Here is a 22,120-nt window from a genome sequence, read left to right on the forward strand (position 1 = left end):
AATCCGCAGTCTCTCGGAAAAGCCTTCACAGACCGGGTATGACGAGGGCTCGAATCTCGCCGTTCGGGGCCGGGTTGATGATGGTCTGGCGGGCTTCCTCCAGGCCGATCTTGCGGGTGATCAGCGGCTCCACCCTGATGGTGCCGGTGGCAATCAGATCGGCGGCACGGGCATGGGTGAAGGGGTTGACGAAGGAGCTCAGCAGGCGGATCTCGCGAAACAGCAGGTCGAAGGGCTCGATCTCGACCTTGGTGCCCTGCGGCATGGCGCCGAGAATGAGCGCCGTGCCGCCTTTTCTCGCGAGTCGCGGCGTCTCCTCGACGGTCTGGGCAACACCAGCACACTCGATCACCACGTCGGCTCCGCCAGGAAGAAGGCCTGATGCGCCGGCGATCAGCTCGATGACATCGCCGGAGGAGGGGTCGATGGTCGCGGTGGCGCCGAGTTCTTGGGCGATCCGGCGCTTGTCTGCATTGCGGGTGACGAGCACGACGCGCGTCGCACCTGCCAGCCGCGCCAGTTGCACGGCGAGCAGGCCGATGACGCCGCCGCCGAGGACGACGACGGAATAGCCGGTCTTGATCTCCGCCATGTCGATGCCGTGGATGCAGCAGGCGAGCGGTTCGCAGAAGGCGCCGTGGAGCGGATCGAGCGCGTCGGGCAGGGCGAAGGCCTGGGTTTCCGGGATGCAGACATAATCGGCAAAGCCGCCATCGCGATGAATGCCGATCGCTTCGAGATTGCGGCAGAGATTGACGCGGCCGCGCTGGCATTCCGGGCAGCGGCCGCAGGAAATGTTGGGGTCGCCGGTGATGCGCATGCCCGGCCGGAAGCCGGTGACATCGGCGTCGACCGCCTCGACGATGCCGGTGAACTCGTGGCCGAGGATCACCGGCGGGCGGGCCGGAAACTCGCCGTGAAAAAGATGCCGGTCGGTGCCGCAGATCCCGCAGGCTTCGACCTTCACCAGGACATCGCCGGGGCCGGGAACCGGCTTTTCGGTCTCGCATACAGCCAGCCGGCCGGTCGCTTCAAGACGCAGCGCTTTCATGATCTTCTCCTCGCTCCGCCCGGCATCAGGGACAAAAAGCGCGGGGCCGTCAAGCCGCTGGTGTTTTGCCTCTTGCGTCCGTGGATATTGCTCGGGACAATCGGCCATTCCGGAGGAGGAGCCAGGCATGACCCTTGAACCCTTGCTCGATGCATCGCCTGCCATTCAGGTCCATGTGGCGACCGTCATTCCGGCAGCGCTGCTCGGCGCCTTCATCCTGCTGCACCGGAAGGGCACGCCGCTTCACCGGCTGCTCGGCAAGATCTGGATGGCGTTGATGGTGGTGACGGCGGCGACAAGCTTCTTCATTCACGAGATCAAAATGTTCTTCGGCTTCAGCCCCATTCACCTGCTCTCGGCCGCGACGATCTTCGGCGCCTGGCAGGCGATCGCGGCGGCGCGGCGCCATGACGTCGCGACCCACCGGCGGATCGTCCGGTCGATCTATTTCGGCGGCATCATCATTGCGGGCGGATTCACGCTGGTCCCCGGCCGGATCATGAATGAGGTGGTATTCTCGGGGCATGACATGGTGGCGCTGGTTTTCGGCCTGCTGGTGGCGGGTGCTGCGGCGGCGATCGTGCTTTCGGCGCGGGTGCAGCGGGCTGCATGATGCCGCTGGAATTCGGTCAAGCGCCGGATATATAATCTCAAACGAAAGAGACGCGTTCGGCGTTGCCGGGGAGAGTTCAGATGGAATGGAAGGGTCGTCGCCAGTCGGACAATATCGAGGATCGCCGCGGAGACCCTTCGAGCGGCGGTCTCGGGCAAAATCCCTTCGGCCGCGGAGGCGGTTTCAGCTTTCCATCCGGCGGCGTGCGCCGCGGTGGTGGTGGCCTGTCGATCGGCACGATCATCTTCCTCGTCGTCATCTATTTCATCTTCAAGGCGATGGGCATCGACCTGATGCAGGTGATGGACGGCACGATGAGCGGCGGCTCGGGCTACGAGCAGAGCGATTCCCAGAGCCGCGGTACGCCTGCCAATGACGACATGACCGCCTTCGTGCGCACCGTGCTCGCCGATACCGAGGATACGTGGACCGGCATCTTCCAGGCCTCCGGCCAGACCTACGAGAAGCCGGCGCTGGTGCTGTTCTCCGGCTCGACGCGCTCGGGCTGCGGTGCCGCATCGGCGGCGACCGGGCCATTCTATTGCCCTGTCGACCGCAAGGTCTATCTCGACACCGATTTCTTCCGCCAGCTCAGCCAGCAGTTCGGCGCCAAGGGCGAATTCGCCGAGGCCTATGTCATCGCCCATGAGGTCGGCCATCACGTCCAGAACATTCTCGGCGTGCTGCCGAAGTTCAACGAGGCCCGCCAGCGGATGAGCGAGGTCGATGCCAACAAGATGTCGGTGCGCGTCGAGCTGCAGGCCGATTGCTTTGCCGGGGTCTTCGCCAAGTTCGAGCAGCGCAAGGGCTATATCAATCCGGACGATCTCGAGGACGCGCTGAATGCCGCCCAGCAGATCGGCGACGACACGCTGCAGAAGCGCAGCCAGGGCTATGTCGTGCCTGACAGCTTCAACCACGGCACCTCCGCGCAGCGCGTGAAATGGTTCAAGCAGGGCTTCGATACCGGCAAGGTTTCGGCCTGCGACACCTTCAGCGGCCCGGTCTGATCAAGAGGCTCCGCCGCCGTGCGGCAGCGGAGCCTTATTCTCAATGTTCGCTGTCCATATGTTTCAGCTGTGCTTCCGGATAGCGCGCACCGGCCGCCGCATCCTTCGGGACGGCGCGCTCTATTGCCGCCATATCCCCGGCGCTTAGCTGCACGGCGCTTGAGCCCAGCGCTTCCGTCAGCCGGTCGCGGCGGCGGGCGCCGATCAGCGGAATGATATCCTTGCCTTGAGCGGCGACCCAGGCGATGGCGATCTGTGCGACGCTCGCCTGCTTCTCGGCGGCGATCTTGCGAAGCTCTTCGACGAGGGCGAGGTTCTGGTCGATATTGGCGGCCTGGAAGCGCGGGCTGACGCTGCGGAAATCGCCCTTGCCGCCATCCTGACCCTTCTGCCAGTGGCCGCTGATGAGGCCGCGCGACAGCACGCCATAGGCGGTGATCGAAATGCCGAGCGCGCGGCAGGTGGGCAGGATCGCGTCCTCGATGCCGCGGGAGATCAGCGAATATTCGATCTGCAGGTCGGCGATCGGATGAACGGCGGCGGCGCGGCGGATGGTTTCGGCGCCGACTTCGGAGAGGCCGATATGGCGGACATAGCCGGCCTTGATCATGTCGGCGATGGCGCCGACGGTTTCCTCGATCGGCACATTGGGATCGAGGCGAGCAGGGCGGTAGATGTCGATATAATCGGTGCCGAGGCGCTGCAGCGAATAGGCGATGAAATTTTTCAGTGCTGCCGGGCGGGAATCGTAGCCGTTCCAGGCGCCGAGCGGATCGCGCAGCGCGCCGGTCTTGACGCTGATGATCAGCTCCTCGCGCTTGCGGGTCTTCAGGGCCTCGCCGATCAGCATCTCGTTATGGCCCATGCCGTAGAAATCGCCGGTATCCAGCAGGTTGACACCGGCATCGAGGGCGGCGTGGATGGTGGCAATGCTTTCGGCGCGGTCGGCGGCGCCATACATGCCCGACATGCCCATGCAGCCGAGGCCGATGGCGGATACGTCAGGGCCGGTGTTTCCCAAGCGGTAGGTTTGCATCTTCGTCTCCTTGGCCGACGCCGGAGCGGCGTCTTTCGCCCTTTCTATTCCTTGCCTCTCTGTGCGATAATCCGGATGATTGCGAACGGCCCGTACGGAAAAGCGCACAATGGACGATCTTCCCCTCAGTGATCTGGATGCCTTCACCGCCATTGCAAGAGAGCGGAGCTTTCGCGCCGCGGCCCGCAAGCGCGGTGTCTCGCCGTCGTCGCTGAGCGACTCGCTGCGGCGGCTGGAGGAGCGACTCGGCGTACGCCTGCTCAACCGCACGACCCGTAGCGTGACGCCGACGGAGGCGGGCGAGCGGTTGCTGGAGAGACTGGCGCCGGCGCTCGGCGAGGTGGTTTCAGCGCTCGGCCAGCTCGACAGTTTCAAGGACAGCCCGGCCGGCACGCTGCGGCTCAATGTGCCGACGATCGCCGCGCGGCTGTTCATGCCTGATCTCGTCAGCCGGTTTCTGGCGCTTTATCCGCAGATCAAACTGGAAGTGCTCGGCGAAGACGATTTCATCGATGTGGTGGCGGCCGGATATGATGCCGGTATCCGCTATGACGAGCGGCTGGAGCGCGACATGATCGCCGTGCCGATCGGCCCGCGGCGGCAGCGCTATATCACCGCCGCTGCACCTGGTTATCTCGCCAAACGCGGGACGCCGTCGCATCCCCGCGATCTCCTAGACCATGACTGCATCCGCCATCGTTTTCTGAGCCGGGCGCCGTTTGCCTGGGAGTTCGACCGCGGCGAGGAGAGCCTATTGCTTTCGGTGACGGGGCCGTTGGTGGCGAATTCGATCGAGATGGAGGTCGGGGCGGCGGTTGCCGGGCTCGGCGTCATCAGGACATTCGAGGAGGTGCTCGCTCCGGCGATCCGCCGTGGCGAGCTCGTGCCGATCCTGGAGGATTGGGTGAGCGAATTCTCGGGGCCGTTTCTCTATTACGCCAGCCGCAAGCATATGCCGCCGGCGCTGCGCGCCTTCGTCGATTTCGTCAAGGCGGAGGCGCGGCGAGGGGCTTAGTCCCCGTTTTGTTCGCTTCCACGATCAATTTCATTGTTTTCGTCATCAAAAACTTTGAAATGTTCACGTATTGTTTCATTTTTCTGCTTCGGCTATGTAACATCCCCGGCGATCAGATCGTCTTTCCAGAAAACAACGCCTGTCGAGAGATGACCTATGCTTGATCCGAAATTCGTTCGCCGCGGACTTTTCCTCGTCTTCATGATCCTGTTTCTCGACGTCATCGGGATCGCCATCATCATGCCCGTGCTGCCCGCCTATCTGGAGGAGCTGACGGGCGGCAGTGTCAGCGATGCCGCGCTCGATGGCGGCTGGCTGCTCGTCGTCTATGCCGTGATGCAGTTTCTGTTTGCGCCGCTGCTCGGCAATCTCAGCGACCGTTTCGGCCGCCGGCCGGTGCTCCTTCTGTCGGTGCTGACCTTCGCGATCGACAATTTCATCTGTGCGATCGCCACCAGCTTCTGGATGCTGTTTGTCGGCCGGGCGCTGGCGGGCTTCAGTGGCGGTAGCTTCGCGACCTGTTCGGCCTATATCGCCGATATCAGCAACGACGAGAACCGGGCGAAGAATTTCGGCCTGATCGGCATCGCCTTCGGCGTCGGCTTCACCATTGGCCCCGTCATCGGCGGCTTCCTTGGCGAGTTCGGGCCGCGCGTGCCGTTCCTGGGTGCCGCGCTGCTGTCCTTCCTGAATTTCGTGGCCGCCTATTTCCTGCTGCCGGAGACGCTGGATGCCAAGCATCGCCGTCCCTTCGAACTGAAACGCGCCAATCCGCTCGGCGCCTTGAAGCAGATGCGCAACTATCCGGGCATCGGCTGGATCGCCGCCGTGATGTTCCTGTTCTGGCTGGCGCATGCGGTCTATCCGGCGGTCTGGTCCTTCGTCGGCACCTACCGCTATGGCTGGAGCGAGGGGCAGATCGGTCTGTCGCTCGGCATCTACGGCATCGGTGCGGCGATCGTCATGGGTCTCATCCTGCCGAAGATCGTGCCGGTGCTCGGCGAATGGAAGACCGCGGTCGTCGGCTTGTGCTTCTCGGTGGTCGGCCTCACCGGCTATGCCTTCGCCTGGGAGGGCTGGGTCGTCTATGTCGTGATCGTGCTGACGGTGATGGAAAACATCGCCGATCCGCCGCTGCGCAGCATCGCCGCCGGCAAGGTGCCGCCTTCCGCTCAAGGCGAACTGCAGGGCGCGCTGACCAGCCTCAGCAGCCTCACGACGATCATCGGCCCGGTGATCTTCACGCAGCTGTTCGGCTATTTCACCAAGCCGGATGCGCCGCTGACCTTTGCGGGCGCGCCGTACCTGATGGCCGCCTTCTTCATCCTCGTCGCGGCACTGGTCCTGTTTGGGAAAGTGCGGCCGGCAAAGCAAAACGAGACGGCGGAAGCCCCTGCCGGATAGCCAATCGACACCCTAATGTCGATTGGTCTCGGCCATCAGATTTGGTGATGCTGTGATGAATAATTCAGCATTTGCCTATTTTAGGGTAGCTCTTGGCCGGGCTTTGATCTAAGGCCCGGTAATAGTCTTGCCGCCCGTGTGCGGCCGAAAACGATTCAAAACAATTGGACTTTTGCTATGGACGCGCCTCTCGACGTGCACAAGCTTGCGCCGCAAACCGACAACCACTGGGGATCGCATTTCCGTGCGACGCTGGCGCTCGGCATCCCGTTTATCGGCGCGCAGCTGGCCCAGCTCGGGATCAACACGACCGACGTGATGATCGTCGGGCGGCTCGGCGCTGAAAACCTGGCGGCCATGGTTCTCTCCGCGCAGTTCCTGTTCACCATCCTGATCTTCGGCTCGGGCTTTTCGATCGCCGTCATTCCGATGGTGGCGCAGGCCTATGGCCGCGGCGATATCGTCACCGTGCGCCGGTCGATGCGCATGGGCCTGTGGGTGGTCACTGCCTATTGGCTGATCATGCAGCCGGCCTTCATCTATGCCGAGGAGATCCTGCTGGCCGCCGGGCAGAAGCCCGAGGTGGCGAAGCTGGCGCATGGCTATATCCTGATCGGCCATTTCGCCGTGCTGCCGGGGCTGCTCTATAACGTCATGCGGGCGCTGGTCAGCGCGATCGGCAAGGCGGCCGTGGTTCTCAACGTCACGATCGCCATGCTGGTGCTGAACGCGATCTTTGCCTACGTCCTCGTGCTTGGCCATTTCGGCTTTCCGGCCATGGGGCTGGAAGGTGCGGCCATCGTTTCCGTTGCCGTGCAGACGGCGGGCTTCCTGTTCATCCTTGCCTATGTGCAGATGAAGGAGGAGACGCGGCGCTACGAGATCCTGGTACGCTTCTGGCGGCCGGACTGGCATGCGCTCTGGGACGTGGTGCGCCTCGGCCTGCCGATCAGCGTGACGATCCTTGCCGAAGTCAGCCTGTTTACCGCGGCGTCGCTGCTGATGGGCCATATCGGCACGATCGAGCTCGCGGCACACGGTATCGCGCTGCAATGGGCCTCGATCGCCTTCATGATCCCGCTCGGCCTCAGCCAGGCGGCGACCGTCAGGATCGGGATCGCGCACGGGCAGGGGGATCATCAGGCCGTTGTCCGGGCTTCCGTCGCGGTCATGGCGATTGCCGCGTCGCTCGCGGCACTCGGCGGCGTGCTGTTTGCGATCATGCCGGAGTTTTTCGCCCGCTGGTTCCTCGATGTCAGCCGTCCGGAAGCGCCTGAGGTGCTCGCCTATGCCGGTCCGCTGATCGTTGTCGCCGGCCTGTTCCAGCTGGTCGATGGCATCCAGGCGATTGCCAGCGGTCTGCTGCGCGGCCTGAAGGATGCGCGCGTGCCGATGATCCTGGCACTGATCGCCTATTGGCCGATCGGTTTCTTCCTGGCGTGGCTGCTCGCCTTCCGTCTCGGCTTCGGCGGCGTCGGCATCTGGTTCGGCTTCCTAGTGGGGCTCGCCGCCGCTGCGACGATGCTCTGCGCCCGCTTTTATATTCTGGTGCGCCGGGAAGGCGGCATGGCCGCCGCCTAACGGCGGCCATCGCCACTCAGGCCGCAACCGGCCGGTAGCTGGCGATATCGGCGCGAATGCCGAGCCGCTGGAACAGCGCCTGCGGATCGAGCCTGCAGGCCTTCTGCGCCGTCTGCACGGCGATCTTGACGCGCTCGGCGACTTCGGCGCTTTCCCACTGGGCAATGGTCACGAAATTGAATTCGCCGGGGCCGGAGACCTGTTCGAGAACAGAGTGGCCCATGAAACCCGGCTGCACCTGCAGCACCTCATGCACCATCAGCACGTTCAGCAGAAATTCCTCGCGCGCCGCCTCCGGCACCACGAACTTGTCAACGCGGTAAAAGCCGCCGTTCATCCATCATCTCCTTGATTTCGATGTCACGGCTACCTCTGTAATTCCTCAAGTTAAGTTGAGGTCAAGAGCTCTGCCACCCGATGAATGCCGGTGGCTCATACCTTTGATAAAGGAATGGACACTAGGCTGGCGGGCATCGAGGTAGCGGGTTCAACGTGCGCCATGGCTTTTCCGGGTATCGAGCTTCTGAGAGTGATCGGCATCTTTGCCGTGGTCATCATCCATGCCAACGCGGTGGGGCTGTTCGGCGAATGGAAGACGACGGGCTTCGTGCTGGATGAGCTTTGCCGCTTCGCCGTCCCCTGCTTCTTTGTCGTTTCGGGTTTCTTCTGGAAGACAGAGGCGATCGAACGGCCTTGGCGGGCGATCGGCGCGTTGGCCGCCAAGCTTCTGCCGCTCTATGCATTCTGGCTTCTGTTCTATTTCGCAGCCGAGTTCTCGGAGCTCTTCTATCCCCGGCTCTACGGCCGCGATTTCATCGTCGCGCTGGTGCCGTTTTCGGGAGGGCCGGGCTTCCATCTCTGGTTCCTGCCGGCGCTTTTCATCGGTGTGTCGCTGTGCTGGCTGTCGCTGCGCTATGTCGGGGTAGCGCTGACGGCGGCGGCCTGCGTTCTGCTCTATCTGGCGGGCGTGATCTTCGGCACTTATGGCGACCTGATCGGTATCCATCTTCCGCTCGTTGCCTATCGCAACGGGATATTTGAAGCGCCGCTCTTCCTGTTGTCCGGCTTGATGCTGCGCCGCTATCTACCGCGCTTCACGACGGCGCAGTTTGCGCTGCTCGGTCTGGCGGGACTTGCACTTCATCTGGCAGAAGGCTTTGCCGTCAGCACATCAAGCCTTGGTCACGACTATTCGTTCGGCACCATCGCCGCGGCGATCGGCATGACAGGCCTCGCCACTAGGCTGTCGCAGACACGCGATTACGGATGGGGCCGGGACGTGCTCGGCGCCTATCTCATTCATCTTTTCATCTTGAAAACGGTGGCAGCGCATCTGCCGGTCAGCGGGCCGCTCTGGGCTCTTTCAATCGCAGCTATCGTCGCTGCAGTCAGCCTCGGCCTATCCCGGCTGTTCAAGCAGACGCCGGTTTCCCGGCGTCTGGTGGCTCTGTCCTAACAGTTCTTAGCGTTCGGCGAGAGCCGCTTCGCCCTTCTTGGCGCGCACCATGTTGATGAAGCGGCGGAAGAGGTAGTGGCTGTCCTGCGGGCCGGGGGAGGCTTCCGGGTGGTGCTGGACCGAGAAGATCTGCTTGCCGGAAACGCGCAGGCCGCAATTGGTGCCGTCGAACAGCGAAACGTGAGTCTCCTCAACGCCTTCGGGCAGCGACTTCGTGTCAACCGCGAAGCCGTGGTTCATCGAGACGATCTCGACCTTGCCAGTCGTATGATCCTTGACCGGATGATTGGCGCCGTGATGACCCTGGTGCATCTTTTCGGTCTTGGCGCCGAGCGCGAGGCCCAGCATCTGGTGGCCGAGGCAGATGCCGAAGACCGGGATATCGGTGGCGATCAGCTTCTGGATGACGGGAACGGCATATTCGCCGGTGGCGGCCGGGTCTCCCGGGCCGTTCGACAGGAAGATACCGTCCGGCTGCATGGCGAGCACGTCTTCAGCGCTCGCCGTTGCCGGCATGACGGTGACCTTGCAGTCGAGACCGGCGAAGAGGCGCAGGATGTTGCGCTTGACGCCGTAGTCGAGGCAGACGACGTGATACTTGGCATCGCCGGTGGCGAGTTCGCCGTAGCCTTCGTTCCAGATCCAGGGCGTCTGCGTCCACTGCGAGGACTGGCCGGAGGAGGCGATCTTGGCGAGGTCGAGACCTTCCAGGCCGCTCCAGGCCTTGGCTTCAGCCTTCAGCGTGTCGATGTCGAAGACGCCGTTCGGGTCATGGGCGATGACGGCATTCGGCGAGCCGTTCTCGCGGATCCAGGCGGTCAGCGCGCGGGTATCGACGCCGCAGAGGCCGATGATGCCGCGAGCCTTCAGCCAGGCGTCGAGATGCTTGGCGGCGCGGTAGTTGGAGGGTTCGGTGATGTCGGCCTTGAAGATGACGCCGACCGCGCCGTGGCGTGCTGCCGGCGTCAGGTCTTCGATGTCTTCGTCATTGGTGCCGATATTGCCGATATGCGGGAAGGTGAAGGTGACGATCTGGCCAAGATAGGAGGGGTCGGTGAGGATTTCCTCGTATCCGGTCAGTGCCGTGTTGAAGACCACTTCGGCCTGAACCTTGCCGGTCGCGCCGATCCCCTTGCCTTCGATCACTGTGCCATCTGCGAGAACGAGCAGGGCGGTCGGCTTTTCGGTGGTCCAGGGGGCTGTCGCGGTCATCTTCATCCCGTTTTCCGGCGGCTCGCGGCGGTTTCGCCGGGCGGCCATTTGTGTTCGCAAGCGTATGGGCACGGCTCGTCGCCGCGCGTCTCAGGCCTGATCACGAATTTTGGTGCAGGTGGCGGTAGATAGCCATGCTCCTGCCTGCCGTCAATCTTTTCTAACGCATTGCAGCACGCTTTTCCTGCGCTTTCTGGCCGCAATATCGCAATTTATTTGATCCCGGCCATCGGCGTGGTTTATGTAGCGCCATTCAACAGGAGTGAAAAAATGCTGCGCGATCAACTCGCCACCGCGCTCAAGGACGCGATGAAATCCAAGAATGCCGAGCGTCTTTCGACCGTTCGCCTGATTCAGGCGGGGATCAAGGATCGCGATATCGCCAATCGCGGTGCCGGCAAGGAAGAGGCCAGCGACGACGAGATTCTGCAGATCCTCGCCAAGATGGTGAAGCAGCGCGACGAATCGGCCAAGATCTACGACGAGAACGCGCGCCCCGAACTCGCCACCAAGGAACGCGCCGAAATCGCCGTGATCCAGGACTTCATGCCGAAGCAGCTGTCGGACGCGGAAGTGCACGCCAATATCTCGGCGATCATCGCCGAAACCGGCGCCGAAGGTCCGAAGGACATGGGCAAGGTGATGGCCGCTCTGAAGGAGCGCTATGCCGGCCAGATGGATTTCTCCAAGGCTTCGGGCGCCGTCAAGGAACTCTTGAAGTAATCAGACCGCGGGGCCGAGCATAGCCTCGGCCGCCGCATCGACGACCGCAAATTTTGCCGCCTGGTAATTGCGGTACTCGAGGATAAAGCCGCGCGACAGCCACAGATCGCCCTTGCGCGGCGGCTCGTCCCAGCCGACGCTTCCCATCTCGCCGGCCTGCGTCAGCAGCCGCTTCAGATGCGTATTCGAGATCATGAACTTGGTACGGAGCTCGCCGAGCGAGACCGGCCCGATCGAGACGCGCTCCTGCGCCGGGTCGAACGGCGGCAGGCGCGACATCAGGTAGTCCATCACCAGACCGCCGGAGTTTGCCCAGTTGAAGAGATTGTAGGTGGCGCCGGGATCGCGCACCGGATTGGTCTCAAGGATCGCCAAAGCAATCAATGGTTGAATTTTTGCGATCAGGTTGGGCTCGGCAGTTACCTTTTCGGCGCGCTTGCCGCCGTCCAGGTTGTCGAGGATGAAAAGGTGGGTCACCAGCCATTTCAGGAAGTGCTGTTCTGCCGTTTCGGTCGGCTCGACAAGGCGCGTGCGGCGGTCCGCCTGGCCGGTCGAGGGACGCAGGAAGCGGTAGACGAGCATTTCCTGCAGGAAGGCTGCCGCCGTATTGCGGCTGGCGATCTTGTTGCTGACGATGAAATCGACGAAGCGCCCGGAATATAGACCTTTTTTGTCTTCGCCGGGCAGACCGTAGTGCAAAGCAAAGCCGGCATGCGCCATCAGCCATCGCTGCTGCGCAGCAAAGATCGAGGCGATTCTCGGGCTTTCTTTATAGATTGCCAGCATCTCATTGGCGCAGATCAGTACTGCACCAAAGAAGCGGTCATCATTTGCAAGTGTTTCGGCGGAGACGGACATCAGTGAACTCTAGCGGGCAATGGATATTCCATTTGCGCTCAGGGTTCGCCGAGTCAATGTCCATTTTCATACAAATGTCCCAAAAATGGTTGGGGCAGTTAACCAGCAAGGTTAAATTGCAAAAATCTGGAACAGCTATGCCGGAAATTAAAGAAGGCAGGAGCTGGGGGCGCTCCTGCCTTCTTGCTCTTTGCGGCCGCCAGTGACGCTGGGCCTAAGCCCACACTGGCGGTTTATTTGCAAAGGCACCCTTGCGAGGCGGCGCCGGGGGTAGGGATGGTGCCTCGCTCGGGGATCGCTTTGATGAGAAGACGGTATTGCGATGCAGCGGAGTATTCAAATTACAAAAATATAATAATTGGGTTGTGACCCCCGGCAATGCCCGCTCAGGCTTTTCATTAGCACGCTTTTTATCAGCCGTTTTTCTGCCGGTTGTGCAGGTCAACCATTTGAAATCATATAAATATAATCTTTTTCATATGCATTTTGGCGAACTTGAAAACAGGCGTGACACGCGCCCGAAGTGCACAATTGTCGCACCCTGTCGCAGGCAGGCGTCACGCTTTGTTGATGTTCATTTCTGGCGCTTTTCTTTCAGTATTTTTTGCTGATCGACGTAATGGCGCAGCACGGCGTTGATCCGAGTCTGGTAGCCTTTGCCGGTTGCTTGAAAGAAATCGACGACATCCTGGTCGAGTCTTATCGACAGGGGCTTCTTGGTTGGAGGCTGGACGATCGTTGCACTGGACCAGTCGATATCGATAGAGCCCGCCCAATCGGGGTCATCGAACATGGCTTGCTCGATTTCGGCACTGATTTTGCTGTCGACGCGGGCGTGATCGCTTCGATCCTCGCCGTTGGTGATCATCTTCTCGATGTCTTCAGCCGAATAGCTGACGATACGCTCTTTGCTCATTGTCGCGTGCCGAGGCTCCTGGATCATCGTAGATGCAATTGTATATACGGAGGTAGGGGCATCAACCCTGTGAATAGCTGGGGTTTCCGGCAAAGTGCGTGGCGACCTGCGGCAAACCTGCTTATATGATGGCTCACCACGAGGTTCTGATGCGCTTTTCCAATTCCTTTCTCGATGACATACGCGACCGCGTCCAGATTTCGGACGTGATCGGCAGGCGTGTCAGCTGGGACAAGCGCAAGACCAATGTGCCGCGCGGCGACTATTGGGCCTGCTGCCCGTTCCATGGCGAGAAATCGCCGAGCTTCCATTGCGAGGATCGCAAGGGCCGCTACCACTGCTTCGGCTGTGGGGTGACCGGCGATCATTTCCGGTTCCTGACCGAGCTTGAGGGGCTCAGCTTCCCCGAGGCCGTGCAGCAGATCGCCGATATGGCGGGTGTGCCGATGCCGGTCGCCGATCCGGCGATGGAGAGGCGCGAGAAGGAGCGGACCTCGCTTCTCGATGTCATGGAACTCGCCACACAGTTCTTCCAGGATCAGCTGCAGACGGCGAATGGCGCACGCGCGCGTGCCTATCTGCGCGACCGCGGCCTGACGGGCCGGACGATCGAGACCTTCCGGCTCGGCTTTGCGCCCGACAGCCGCAATACGTTGAAGGAGTTTCTTTCGGGCAAGGGCGTCGGCAAGGAGCAGATCGAGGCCTGCGGTCTCGTCGTGCACGGGTCCGACATTCCCGTCAGCTACGACCGGTTCCGTGATCGAATCATGTTTCCGATCCTGTCGTCACGGGAAAAGGTGATCGCCTTCGGCGGCCGCGCCATGTCGCCGGACGCGCCGGCGAAATATCTGAACTCGAACGAGACCGAGCTCTTCCACAAGGGGCAGGTGCTCTACAATTTCGCCCGTGCGCGCCGTTCGCTGCAGGGTGCGGACGGAGAACCGACGGTCATTGCCGTCGAAGGCTATATGGATGTCATCGCGCTGCATCAGGCAGGTGTCGAGAACGCCGTTGCGCCGCTCGGCACGGCTCTGACCGAGAATCAGCTCGACCTTCTCTGGAAGATGACCTCACAGCCGGTGCTCTGCTTCGATGGCGATGGCGCCGGTATCCGCGCCGCCAACCGCGCTGCCGATCTGGCGCTGCCGCATCTGAAGCCGGGGCGCACCGTGCGTTTTGCGCTGCTGCCCGATGGCAAGGACCCTGACGATCTCGTGCGCAACGAGGGCCGGGCGCCGTTCGACAAGGTGATGAGCCAGGCGAAGCCACTGGCCGAAATGCTCTGGGGCCGCGAGGCCGGCGGCGGCGGTTTCGATACGCCGGAAGCGCGCGCCGAGCTGGAAGCGCGGCTGAAGCAGATGGTGTCGGTGATCGGCGACGAGAATGTCCGCCGCCATTACCAGCAGGATATCCGCGATCGTCTCAACAAGTTCTTCCAGCCGCAGTTCCAGAACCGCGGCAACGACCGGCGCAGCTTCGAACGGGGCGGCGGCGGTGGCAATTTCCGCGGCAAGGACGGGCAGGGGCGGCCTTCGCCGGGCGGCGCGCGCACGGTCAATCTGATCTCCGAGCGGCTCGCCCGTTCCGGTCTGGTGCGCGGCCATCAGGAAATTCCGGCACTGCGCGAAAGCGTGCTGGCGCTGACGGTCATCAATCATCCGGCGCTGATGCAGGACGAGTATGACGAGATCGCCGCCATCGAATACGACAATCGCGATCTGCAGCGGCTGTGGTCGGCGATGCTGGGTGCGGCAGCGATGGTCGCCAGCCCGCATCTGACGCGCGAGTATCTTTTCGAGGAGCTCGAGCGCCAAGACTTTACCGGCCTTCTGAAGGGGCTCGATCAGCAGGTGCGCAATGCGCGCCTGTGGACCGCGACCGAGCAGGCCGCGATGGAGGATGCGCGCGAGGGCTACCGCCAGGCGCTGGCGTTTCACAAGCGCGCCAAGGCACTGCGCTGGCAGAAGATCGAGCTCGAGCGCGAGATCGCCGAGGCGACCGAAGAAGGCAATGCCGAGATCATCGACCAGCTGATGCGCGCGCTGCAGGAAGTGCATTTCGAAGGATTGCGGCTTGAAAACCAGGAAGCGATCATCGACGGCTTCGGCGTGCTCTCCGGCCGGGTCAAGGGTGCGGCGAGCCATTGATGGACGGCGGTGACAAGGCATTTTCGGCGGGTGGCGCGCTGTTCGGCAATGGCCGGGCGCCGCTCGATATCCTCAAGCGCGTCTATGGCTATTCGGCCTTCCGCGGCAAGCAGCAGCAGGTCGTCGAGCACGTGACCTCGGGCGGCGATGCCGTCGTGCTGTTTCCGACGGGGGCGGGCAAATCGCTCTGCTTCCAGATCCCGGCGCTCTGCCGCGACGGTCTCGGCATCGTCGTTTCGCCGCTGATTGCGCTGATGCGCGATCAGGTGGAGGCGATGAAGCAGCTCGGCATCCGCGCCGCGGCGCTGAACTCGACGATCACCCGCGAGGAATATGTCGATATCCGCCGGGCGATCTCGTCCGGCAATCTCGATCTCCTCTACGTGACGCCCGAGCGCATCCTGATGGAGGGTTTTCGCGAGATCATCGGCGAGGCCCGGATCGCGCTGTTTGCGATCGATGAAGCCCACTGTGTCTCCCAGTGGGGACATGACTTCCGGCCGGAATATCGCGAGCTCGGCAGGCTCTCGGAGCACTATCCGGGCGTGCCGCGCATCGCGCTGACGGCGACGGCCGATCCGCATACGCGCGAGGACATTATCGAGCGGCTGAGGCTCGGCAATGCTGAGGTCTTCACCACGAGCTTCGACCGGCCGAATATCGCTTACGAAATCGTCGAGCGCGACCAGCCGCGCCAGCAGCTGTTGCGGTTCCTCTCCGGCCACAAGGGCAATAGCGGCATCGTCTATTGCCTGTCGCGCGCCAAGGTCGAGGATACCGCCGAGTGGCTGAACACGCAGGGCATCCGGGCGCTCGCCTATCACGCCGGCATGGACCGGGCGATGCGCGACGCCAACCAGGATGCGTTCCTGAAGGAGGACGAGCTCTGCCTCGTCGCCACCGTCGCCTTCGGCATGGGGATCGACAAGCCGAATGTGCGCTATGTCGCCCATCTCGATCTGCCGGGTTCCGTCGAGGCTTATTATCAGGAGACCGGCCGCGCCGGGCGCGATGGCCTCGCGTCGGAAGTCTGGATGGCCTATGGCATGGCCGATGTCATCCAGCGGCGGCGGATGATCGACGAGGGCAATGCGGCCGATGAGATCAAGCGCATCGAGCGCGGCAAGCTGAACGCGCTGCTCGCCATCTGCGAGACCGCTTCCTGCCGCCGCCAGGCGATCCTGGCGCATTTCGGCGAGGCGCATGCGGGCGGCTGCGGCAGCTGCGACACCTGCACCAAGCCCGTCGAAACCTGGGACGGCACGGAGGCGGCGATCAAGGCGCTCGCCGCCGTCTACCGCACCGGCGAGCGCTTCGGTACCGGCCACGTCATCGACGTGCTGCTTGGCAACGTCAACGAGAAGACCGAGCGTTTCGGCCACACGACGATGCCGGTCTTCGGTGCCGGCAAGGATATCGCCGCGAAAACCTGGCAATCGATCTTCCGGCAGCTGCTGGCGATGGGGCTCGTCCGCAGCGACCACGACGCCTATGGCGCGATGAAGCTGGAGGCGGAGGCGCGCGCCGTCTTCAAGCACGAGCGGCAAGTCCACTTCCGCAAGGACCGGGCGGTCGCCGGGCGCAGTAGCCGCAAGGCCGAGCGCACCAACCGGCATGCCGGTCTGTCGGGCGCTGACGGCCTGCTCTTCGAGGCGCTGAGGGCCGAACGCACCTCGATCGCCAAATCGCTCGGCGTGCCGCCCTATGTCGTCTTCCCCGACACAACGCTCATCGCCTTCGCCACCGAACGGCCTCGCAGCCGCAAGGAGATGCTGGATATCTCCGGCGTCGGCCAGTCGAAGTTGGAGCGCTATGGCGAGGCGTTTCTGGACGTGATCCTCAGTCATGATGATTGAGAGCGCGCGATAGCGTCGCGCTGTTGAAATAGCCAAACCGAAAATATTTCGTACCGGATCGGGGACATCTGCACTTGCTTTGTGCTAATTGCAGCGCCCGTCGGAGGAAATTTTAGGGGTATTGGCGTTTACAATGACAAAAGCATTTCTCTCACATCTCACGACCGAGCTCGCCTCTCTGAAGGAAGCTGGGCTTTACAAGTCCGAGCGGGTCATCACCTCGAAGCAGGCCGGTGAAATTGCCGTCGCTTCGGGCGAGCGGGTTCTGAATTTCTGTGCCAACAATTATCTCGGTCTCGCCGACAACGAGGAGCTCGCCGAGGCCGGCAAGGCGGCGCTCGACCGGTATGGCTACGGCATGGCGTCAGTGCGCTTCATCTGCGGTACGCAGGAGGAGCACAAGCAGCTCGAGGCGCGCATCTCCTCGTTCCTCGGCATGGAAGACACGATCCTTTATTCCTCCTGTTTCGACGCCAATGGCGGTCTCTTCGAGACGCTGCTCGGCGAAGAGGATGCGATCATTTCCGACGCATTGAACCATGCCTCGATCATCGACGGCGTGCGTCTCTCCAAGGCCAAGCGCTTCCGCTATGCCAACAATGACATGGCGGCACTCGAAGAAGAGCTGAAGAAGGCCGAAGGCAGCCGCTTCAAGATGATCGCCACGGATGGCGTCTTCTCGATGGACGGCATCATCGCCAATCTGCAGGGTGTCTGCGATCTCGCCGACAAGTACGGCGCGATGGTCATGGTCGATGACAGCCATGCCGTCGGCTTCGTCGGCAAAAACGGCCGCGGCTCGGCCGAATATTGCGGCGTCGAGGGACGGGTGGATATCATCACCGGCACGCTCGGCAAGGCGCTTGGCGGCGCTTCGGGCGGGTATACGTCCGGCAAGGCCGAAGTGATCGACTGGCTGCGGCAGCGTTCGCGCCCCTACCTGTTCTCGAACACGCTGGCGCCGGTCATTGCGGCGGCTTCGCTGAAGGTCTTCGACCTGATCGAGAACGGCGATGCGCTGCGCGAGAAGCTGACGGCCAATTCTACGCTGTTCCGCTCCGAAATGACCAAGCTCGGCTTCACGCTGGCCGGCGAAGGGCATGCCATCATTCCGGTGATGCTCGGCGATGCGAAGCTGGCGCAGGATATGGCGGCGCTGATGCTGAAGAAGGGCGTCTACGTCGTCGGCTTCTCCTTCCCGGTGGTGCCGAAGGGCCAGGCACGTATTCGCACGCAGATGTCGGCGGCGCATTCGACTGTTGATGTCGAACGGGCGATTGCGGTGTTTGCCGAAGCGGGCGGGGAGCTTGGGGTTATCTGACGGCTTGCGGCCTCTTCCCTTCTCCCCAGCGGGGAGAAGGTGGCCCGAAGGGTCGGATGAGGGGGCCTCTAGCTATATTGCAAATTAATTGATGCCGTGCCGCGCAGCCCCCTCATCCGCCCTTGCGGGCACCTTCTCCCCGAGGGGAGAAGGGAAGGTGGAGCCAGCGGAAGCCAAGAGGAAATAATCTGATGTCGAATATGATGAAGGCGCTGGTGAAGTCGAAGGCGGAGGTCGGGCTCTGGATGGAGAGCGTGCCTGTACCGGAGGTCGGCCCGAACGACGTGCTGATCCGCGTGAAGAAGTCTGCGATCTGCGGTACCGACGTGCATATCTGGAACTGGGACCAGTGGGCGCAGAAGACCATTCCGGTGCCGATGGTCGTCGGTCACGAGTTCTGCGGCGAGATCGCCGAGGTCGGCTCCGCGGTCACCAAATACCATGTCGGCGAGCGTGTCTCCGGTGAGGGGCATATCGTCTGTGGCAAGTGCCGCAACTGCCGGGCGGGCAGGGGCCATCTCTGCCGCAACACGCTCGGCGTCGGCGTCAACCGGCCGGGCTCGTTCGGTGAGTTCGTCTGCATTCCGGAAGCCAATGTCGTGCCGATCCCGGATGATATTCCCGATGAGATCGCCGCGATCTTCGATCCGTTCGGCAATGCCGTCCACACGGCGCTCTCCTTCGACCTCGTCGGCGAAGACGTGCTGGTCACCGGCGCCGGTCCGATCGGCATCATGGGCGCGCTGGTCGCCAAGCGTTCGGGTGCCCGCAAGGTCGTCATCACCGATATCAACCCGAACCGCCTCGATCTCGCCCGCAAGCTCGGCATCGATTATGTCGTCGACGCCTCGAAGGAAAACCTGGCGGACGTGATGAAGTCGATCGGCATGACCGAGGGCTTCGATGTCGGGCTCGAAATGTCGGGTGCCGCACCTGCCTTCCGCGACATGATCGACAAGATGAATAATGGCGGCAAGATCGCCATCCTCGGCATTGCGCCGGCCGGTTTCGAGATCGACTGGAACAAGGTGATCTTCAAGATGCTGAACCTCAAGGGCATCTATGGCCGTGAGATGTTCGAGACCTGGTACAAGATGATCGCCTTCGTGCAGGGCGGGCTCGATCTGTCGCCGGTCATCACGCACCGCATCAAGATCGACGAATTCCGCGATGGCTTCGAGGCGATGCGCTCGGGCAATTCCGGCAAGGTGGTGATGGACTGGATGTAAACAGCGAGGCAACCGCGCCGGATGGAACGGCGATGGCGGCGATCAAGCTGCGCTGCGTTCCGGCGATCGATCTCGGGTCGTTGAAGATCAACCCCTATGATGGCCTGCCGCGGTAACGATCTATACTGCGGCAGCCTGGACGAGATGCTCTTCAGGTCACTATAAAACCGCAGTTGACTCGGATATGAGGGCGCAGGAGCTTTGCGCTCTTGTCTTTCACCGGTGACATCCTATCTAAGGCTGGCAATCGCTTGAGCGGTTCCTCTGCCTGTGGATAAGGCATTTTCCGTGTTTTCGGCGGCTTTTTTTGTGGAAAAGCTTGACGAGATCAAAAATTGTGGGAATCACCGTTCGACTTGAAGCGGTGAACTTGGGTCAAGGCGGATCGCACAAACCATGGCCGGAATTTTCGAAGCATTGAAGCTCTGTCATCCGGCGCCGGCAATCGTGGTTAATCAGGCTTTAAAGGTCATCCCGTTAGGTGGGTGAAATTGATTCGAAGCGAGCGTTGATGCGCGCGTTTCGAAGCGGCTTCGCACCAGCGAGTTTGGATAGCGTCAGGAAGGCGACGACATAAATGGCAACGAAGGTCAAAGAGAACGAAGAAGCGGAAGTCGAACGCGACGGCGCAACCGACGGCCCTCTTCTCGATCTTTCCGATGACGCGGTCAAGAAGATGATCAAGGCCGCGAAGAAGCGCGGCTATGTGACGATGGACGAGCTGAATGCCGTTCTTCCGTCCGAAGAAGTGACGTCCGAACAGATCGAAGACACGATGGCGATGCTGTCCGACATGGGCATCAACGTGATCGAGGACGAAGAAGCTGAGGAAGCCCAGGGCGGCGCCGGCAGCGACGACGACGACAGCGGCAGCGACGACGACAACGAAGGTGGCGAACTCGCGCCTTCGAGCGGCACTGCGCTTGCGACCACGAAGAAGAAGGAACCGACCGATCGTACCGACGATCCGGTGCGCATGTATCTGCGCGAAATGGGTTCCGTCGAGCTTCTGTCGCGCGAAGGCGAAATCGCCATTGCAAAGCGCATCGAGGCTGGCCGCGAAACGATGATCGCCGGTCTCTGCGAGAGCCCGCTGACCTTCCAGGCCATCATCATCTGGCGCGACGAACTGAACGAAGGCACAACGCTGCTGCGCGAGATCATCGATCTCGAAACCACCTATTCCGGTCCGGAAGCCAAGGCTGCACCGCAGTTCCAGAGCCCCGAGAAGATCGAAGCCGACCGCAAGGCGGCTGAAGAGAAGGAAAAGACCCGCCGCGCCCGTTCGGGTGACGACGACATCACCGATGTCGGCGGCGAAGGCATGCCGATCGAGGAAGAGGAAGAGGACGAAGACGAGTCCAACCTTTCGCTCGCCGCGATGGAAGCCGAGCTGCGCCCGCAGGTCATGGAAACTCTCGACCTGATCGCCGAGACCTACAAGAAGCTGCGCAAGCTGCAGGACCAGCAGGTCGAGCAGCGCCTTGCCGCGACCGGCACGCTGTCTTCCGCCCAGGAGCGCCGCTACAAGGAGCTCAAGGACGAACTGATCAAGGCCGTCAAGTCGCTGTCCTTGAACCAGAACCGTATCGAGGCTCTGGTCGAGCAGCTCTACGACATCAACAAGCGCCTCGTGCAGAACGAAGGCCGCCTGCTGCGTCTGGCTGAATCCTACGGCGTCAAGCGCGACAGCTTCCTGGAACAGTACCAGGGCGCCGAGCTCGACCCGAACTGGATGAAGTCGATCGCCAATCTGGCCGCCCGCGGCTGGAAGGAATTCGCCAAGGGCGAGAACACGACGATCCGCGACATCCGCCAGGAAATCCAGAATCTGGCGACCGAAACCGGCATTTCGATCTCGGAATTCCGCCGTATCGTGCATATGGTGCAGAAGGGCGAGCGCGAAGCGCGTATCGCCAAGAAGGAAATGGTCGAAGCGAACCTTCGCCTCGTCATCTCCATCGCCAAGAAGTACACGAACCGCGGTCTGCAGTTCCTCGACCTCATTCAGGAAGGCAATATCGGCCTGATGAAGGCGGTCGACAAGTTCGAATACCGCCGCGGTTACAAGTTCTCGACCTATGCGACGTGGTGGATCCGTCAGGCGATCACCCGCTCGATCGCCGACCAGGCTCGCACTATCCGTATTCCGGTGCACATGATCGAAACGATCAACAAGATCGTTCGTACCTCGCGCCAGATGCTGCACGAGATCGGCCGCGAGCCGACGCCGGAAGAACTGGCCGAAAAGCTCGCCATGCCGCTCGAAAAGGTCCGCAAGGTCCTGAAGATCGCCAAGGAACCGATCTCGCTCGAAACGCCTGTCGGTGACGAAGAAGATTCGCATCTCGGCGATTTCATCGAGGACAAGAACGCGCTTCTGCCGATCGACGCCGCCATCCAGGCGAACCTGCGCGAAACGACGACCCGCGTTCTGGCATCGCTGACGCCGCGCGAAGAGCGCGTGCTGCGCATGCGCTTCGGCATCGGCATGAACACCGACCACACGCTCGAAGAAGTCGGCCAGCAGTTCTCGGTCACCCGCGAACGTATCCGCCAGATCGAAGCGAAGGCGCTGCGCAAGCTGAAGCACCCGAGCCGCAGCCGCAAGCTGCGCTCGTTCCTCGACAGCTAAGCGAACGACACGACGACATCAAAAGCCCGGCCTCAGTGCCGGGCTTTTCTTTTGGCG

General features: G+C 62.1%; 18 protein-coding genes. 12 read left to right on the forward strand and 6 right to left on the reverse strand.

Features of this window, described 5'->3' with window-relative positions:
• Positions 1-25 precede the first annotated feature (25 nt).
• A complete protein-coding gene (locus ACQZ5H_RS19535) occupies positions 26-1,051 on the reverse strand; it encodes a zinc-dependent alcohol dehydrogenase family protein (RefSeq protein WP_449098776.1) in 1,026 nt (341 codons plus the stop codon).
• Between the two features lie 127 nt (positions 1,052-1,178).
• Here ACQZ5H_RS19535 and ACQZ5H_RS19540 point away from each other — a divergent pair, with 127 nt between their 5' ends.
• A complete protein-coding gene (locus ACQZ5H_RS19540) occupies positions 1,179-1,664 on the forward strand; it encodes a DUF2306 domain-containing protein (RefSeq protein ID WP_449098777.1) in 486 nt (161 codons plus the stop codon).
• Positions 1,665-1,744: 80 nt separating this feature from the next.
• Positions 1,745-2,674, forward strand: a complete 930-nt coding sequence (gene ypfJ / locus ACQZ5H_RS19545; protein ID WP_112715685.1) for a KPN_02809 family neutral zinc metallopeptidase — start codon at positions 1,745-1,747, stop codon at positions 2,672-2,674.
• Between the two features lie 40 nt (positions 2,675-2,714).
• Here ypfJ and ACQZ5H_RS19550 read toward each other — a convergent pair whose 3' ends face one another.
• Positions 2,715-3,710 (reverse strand): aldo/keto reductase, encoded by a 996-nt coding sequence (locus tag ACQZ5H_RS19550; protein WP_449098778.1) that lies wholly within the window; start codon positions 3,708-3,710, stop codon positions 2,715-2,717.
• A 109-nt stretch (positions 3,711-3,819) separates the two neighbouring features.
• Between ACQZ5H_RS19550 and ACQZ5H_RS19555 the strand changes: the two genes are divergently transcribed.
• The 3 genes from ACQZ5H_RS19555 (at position 3,820) to ACQZ5H_RS19565 (ending at position 7,710) form a co-directional block, all read left to right on the forward strand.
• On the forward strand, positions 3,820-4,725 hold the full coding sequence (locus tag ACQZ5H_RS19555) for a LysR family transcriptional regulator (RefSeq protein ID WP_449098779.1): 906 nt from the start codon (positions 3,820-3,822) through the stop codon (positions 4,723-4,725).
• 156 nt (positions 4,726-4,881) lie between these two features.
• Positions 4,882-6,129 carry a TCR/Tet family MFS transporter gene (locus ACQZ5H_RS19560; RefSeq protein ID WP_449098780.1) on the forward strand — a complete coding sequence of 416 codons (1,248 nt, stop codon included), beginning with the start codon at positions 4,882-4,884 and terminating at the stop codon, positions 6,127-6,129.
• A 177-nt stretch (positions 6,130-6,306) separates the two neighbouring features.
• Entirely contained in the window at positions 6,307-7,710 is a 1,404-nt protein-coding gene (locus ACQZ5H_RS19565; RefSeq protein WP_449098781.1) for an MATE family efflux transporter, read from the forward strand.
• Positions 7,711-7,726: 16 nt separating this feature from the next.
• Here the strand turns inward: ACQZ5H_RS19565 and ACQZ5H_RS19570 are convergent, their stop codons facing one another.
• Entirely contained in the window at positions 7,727-8,047 is a 321-nt protein-coding gene (locus ACQZ5H_RS19570) for an antibiotic biosynthesis monooxygenase family protein (RefSeq protein WP_449098782.1), read from the reverse strand.
• Positions 8,048-8,161: 114 nt separating this feature from the next.
• On the opposite strand from ACQZ5H_RS19570, the gene ACQZ5H_RS19575 reads away from it, so the two are divergent.
• Positions 8,162-9,166: an acyltransferase gene (locus ACQZ5H_RS19575; protein ID WP_449098783.1), complete on the forward strand. Its 1,005-nt coding sequence runs from the start codon at positions 8,162-8,164 to the stop codon at positions 9,164-9,166.
• 6 nt (positions 9,167-9,172) lie between these two features.
• Here ACQZ5H_RS19575 and carA read toward each other — a convergent pair whose 3' ends face one another.
• Positions 9,173-10,378 (reverse strand): glutamine-hydrolyzing carbamoyl-phosphate synthase small subunit, encoded by a 1,206-nt coding sequence (gene carA / locus ACQZ5H_RS19580; RefSeq protein WP_449098784.1) that lies wholly within the window; start codon positions 10,376-10,378, stop codon positions 9,173-9,175.
• A gap of 270 nt (positions 10,379-10,648) precedes the next feature.
• On the opposite strand from carA, the gene ACQZ5H_RS19585 reads away from it, so the two are divergent.
• Positions 10,649-11,101 carry a GatB/YqeY domain-containing protein gene (locus tag ACQZ5H_RS19585; RefSeq protein WP_449098785.1) on the forward strand — a complete coding sequence of 151 codons (453 nt, stop codon included), beginning with the start codon at positions 10,649-10,651 and terminating at the stop codon, positions 11,099-11,101.
• On the opposite strand, the gene ACQZ5H_RS19590 is transcribed toward ACQZ5H_RS19585, so the two are convergent.
• Positions 11,102-11,959, reverse strand: a complete 858-nt coding sequence (locus ACQZ5H_RS19590; RefSeq protein ID WP_449098786.1) for a hypothetical protein — start codon at positions 11,957-11,959, stop codon at positions 11,102-11,104.
• 574 nt (positions 11,960-12,533) lie between these two features.
• Positions 12,534-12,875 (reverse strand): BrnA antitoxin family protein, encoded by a 342-nt coding sequence (locus tag ACQZ5H_RS19595; protein WP_203428482.1) that lies wholly within the window; start codon positions 12,873-12,875, stop codon positions 12,534-12,536.
• Positions 12,876-13,024: 149 nt separating this feature from the next.
• Between ACQZ5H_RS19595 and dnaG the strand changes: the two genes are divergently transcribed.
• The 5 genes from dnaG to rpoD all read left to right on the forward strand — a co-directional run bounded on the left by dnaG (position 13,025) and on the right by rpoD (position 22,063).
• Positions 13,025-15,022, forward strand: coding sequence for a DNA primase (dnaG, locus tag ACQZ5H_RS19600; RefSeq protein WP_449098787.1), 1,998 nt, complete (start codon positions 13,025-13,027; stop codon positions 15,020-15,022).
• On the forward strand, positions 15,022-16,878 hold the full coding sequence (recQ, locus tag ACQZ5H_RS19605; RefSeq protein WP_449098788.1) for a DNA helicase RecQ: 1,857 nt from the start codon (positions 15,022-15,024) through the stop codon (positions 16,876-16,878). Before dnaG ends, recQ begins: the two co-directional genes overlap by 1 nt.
• Before the next feature lie 133 nt (positions 16,879-17,011).
• A complete protein-coding gene (locus tag ACQZ5H_RS19610) occupies positions 17,012-18,199 on the forward strand; it encodes a glycine C-acetyltransferase (RefSeq protein WP_449098789.1) in 1,188 nt (395 codons plus the stop codon).
• 191 nt (positions 18,200-18,390) lie between these two features.
• Entirely contained in the window at positions 18,391-19,428 is a 1,038-nt protein-coding gene (gene tdh / locus ACQZ5H_RS19615; protein WP_449098790.1) for an L-threonine 3-dehydrogenase, read from the forward strand.
• A gap of 577 nt (positions 19,429-20,005) precedes the next feature.
• Positions 20,006-22,063 (forward strand): RNA polymerase sigma factor RpoD, encoded by a 2,058-nt coding sequence (rpoD, locus tag ACQZ5H_RS19620; RefSeq protein WP_112715661.1) that lies wholly within the window; start codon positions 20,006-20,008, stop codon positions 22,061-22,063.
• The last annotated feature ends 57 nt before the right edge of the window (positions 22,064-22,120 follow it).

It is taken from the genome of Rhizobium sp. 21-4511-3d (assembly GCF_053522545.1).

Bases quoted from the DNA above. Each gene is read 5' to 3' on its own strand.
- ACQZ5H_RS19570 (WP_449098782.1), bottom strand. From the start codon at position 8,047: ATGAACGGCGGCTTTTACCGCGTTGACAAGTTCGTGGTGCCGGAGGCG.
- ACQZ5H_RS19585 (WP_449098785.1), top strand. From the start codon at position 10,649: ATGCTGCGCGATCAACTCGCCACCGCGCTCAAGGACGCGATGAAATCC.
- ypfJ (WP_112715685.1), top strand. From the start codon at position 1,745: ATGGAATGGAAGGGTCGTCGCCAGTCGGACAATATCGAGGATCGCCGC.
- dnaG (WP_449098787.1), top strand. From the start codon at position 13,025: ATGCGCTTTTCCAATTCCTTTCTCGATGACATACGCGACCGCGTCCAG.
- ACQZ5H_RS19590 (WP_449098786.1), bottom strand. From the start codon at position 11,959: ATGTCCGTCTCCGCCGAAACACTTGCAAATGATGACCGCTTCTTTGGT.
- ACQZ5H_RS19550 (WP_449098778.1), bottom strand. From the start codon at position 3,710: ATGCAAACCTACCGCTTGGGAAACACCGGCCCTGACGTATCCGCCATC.
- ACQZ5H_RS19560 (WP_449098780.1), top strand. From the start codon at position 4,882: ATGCTTGATCCGAAATTCGTTCGCCGCGGACTTTTCCTCGTCTTCATG.
- ACQZ5H_RS19595 (WP_203428482.1), bottom strand. From the start codon at position 12,875: ATGAGCAAAGAGCGTATCGTCAGCTATTCGGCTGAAGACATCGAGAAG.
- rpoD (WP_112715661.1), top strand. From the start codon at position 20,006: ATGGCAACGAAGGTCAAAGAGAACGAAGAAGCGGAAGTCGAACGCGAC.
- tdh (WP_449098790.1), top strand. From the start codon at position 18,391: ATGTCGAATATGATGAAGGCGCTGGTGAAGTCGAAGGCGGAGGTCGGG.
- ACQZ5H_RS19555 (WP_449098779.1), top strand. From the start codon at position 3,820: ATGGACGATCTTCCCCTCAGTGATCTGGATGCCTTCACCGCCATTGCA.
- ACQZ5H_RS19610 (WP_449098789.1), top strand. From the start codon at position 17,012: ATGACAAAAGCATTTCTCTCACATCTCACGACCGAGCTCGCCTCTCTG.
- recQ (WP_449098788.1), top strand. From the start codon at position 15,022: ATGGACGGCGGTGACAAGGCATTTTCGGCGGGTGGCGCGCTGTTCGGC.
- ACQZ5H_RS19565 (WP_449098781.1), top strand. From the start codon at position 6,307: ATGGACGCGCCTCTCGACGTGCACAAGCTTGCGCCGCAAACCGACAAC.
- ACQZ5H_RS19535 (WP_449098776.1), bottom strand. From the start codon at position 1,051: ATGAAAGCGCTGCGTCTTGAAGCGACCGGCCGGCTGGCTGTATGCGAG.
- ACQZ5H_RS19540 (WP_449098777.1), top strand. From the start codon at position 1,179: ATGACCCTTGAACCCTTGCTCGATGCATCGCCTGCCATTCAGGTCCAT.
- carA (WP_449098784.1), bottom strand. From the start codon at position 10,378: ATGACCGCGACAGCCCCCTGGACCACCGAAAAGCCGACCGCCCTGCTC.
- ACQZ5H_RS19575 (WP_449098783.1), top strand. From the start codon at position 8,162: ATGGACACTAGGCTGGCGGGCATCGAGGTAGCGGGTTCAACGTGCGCC.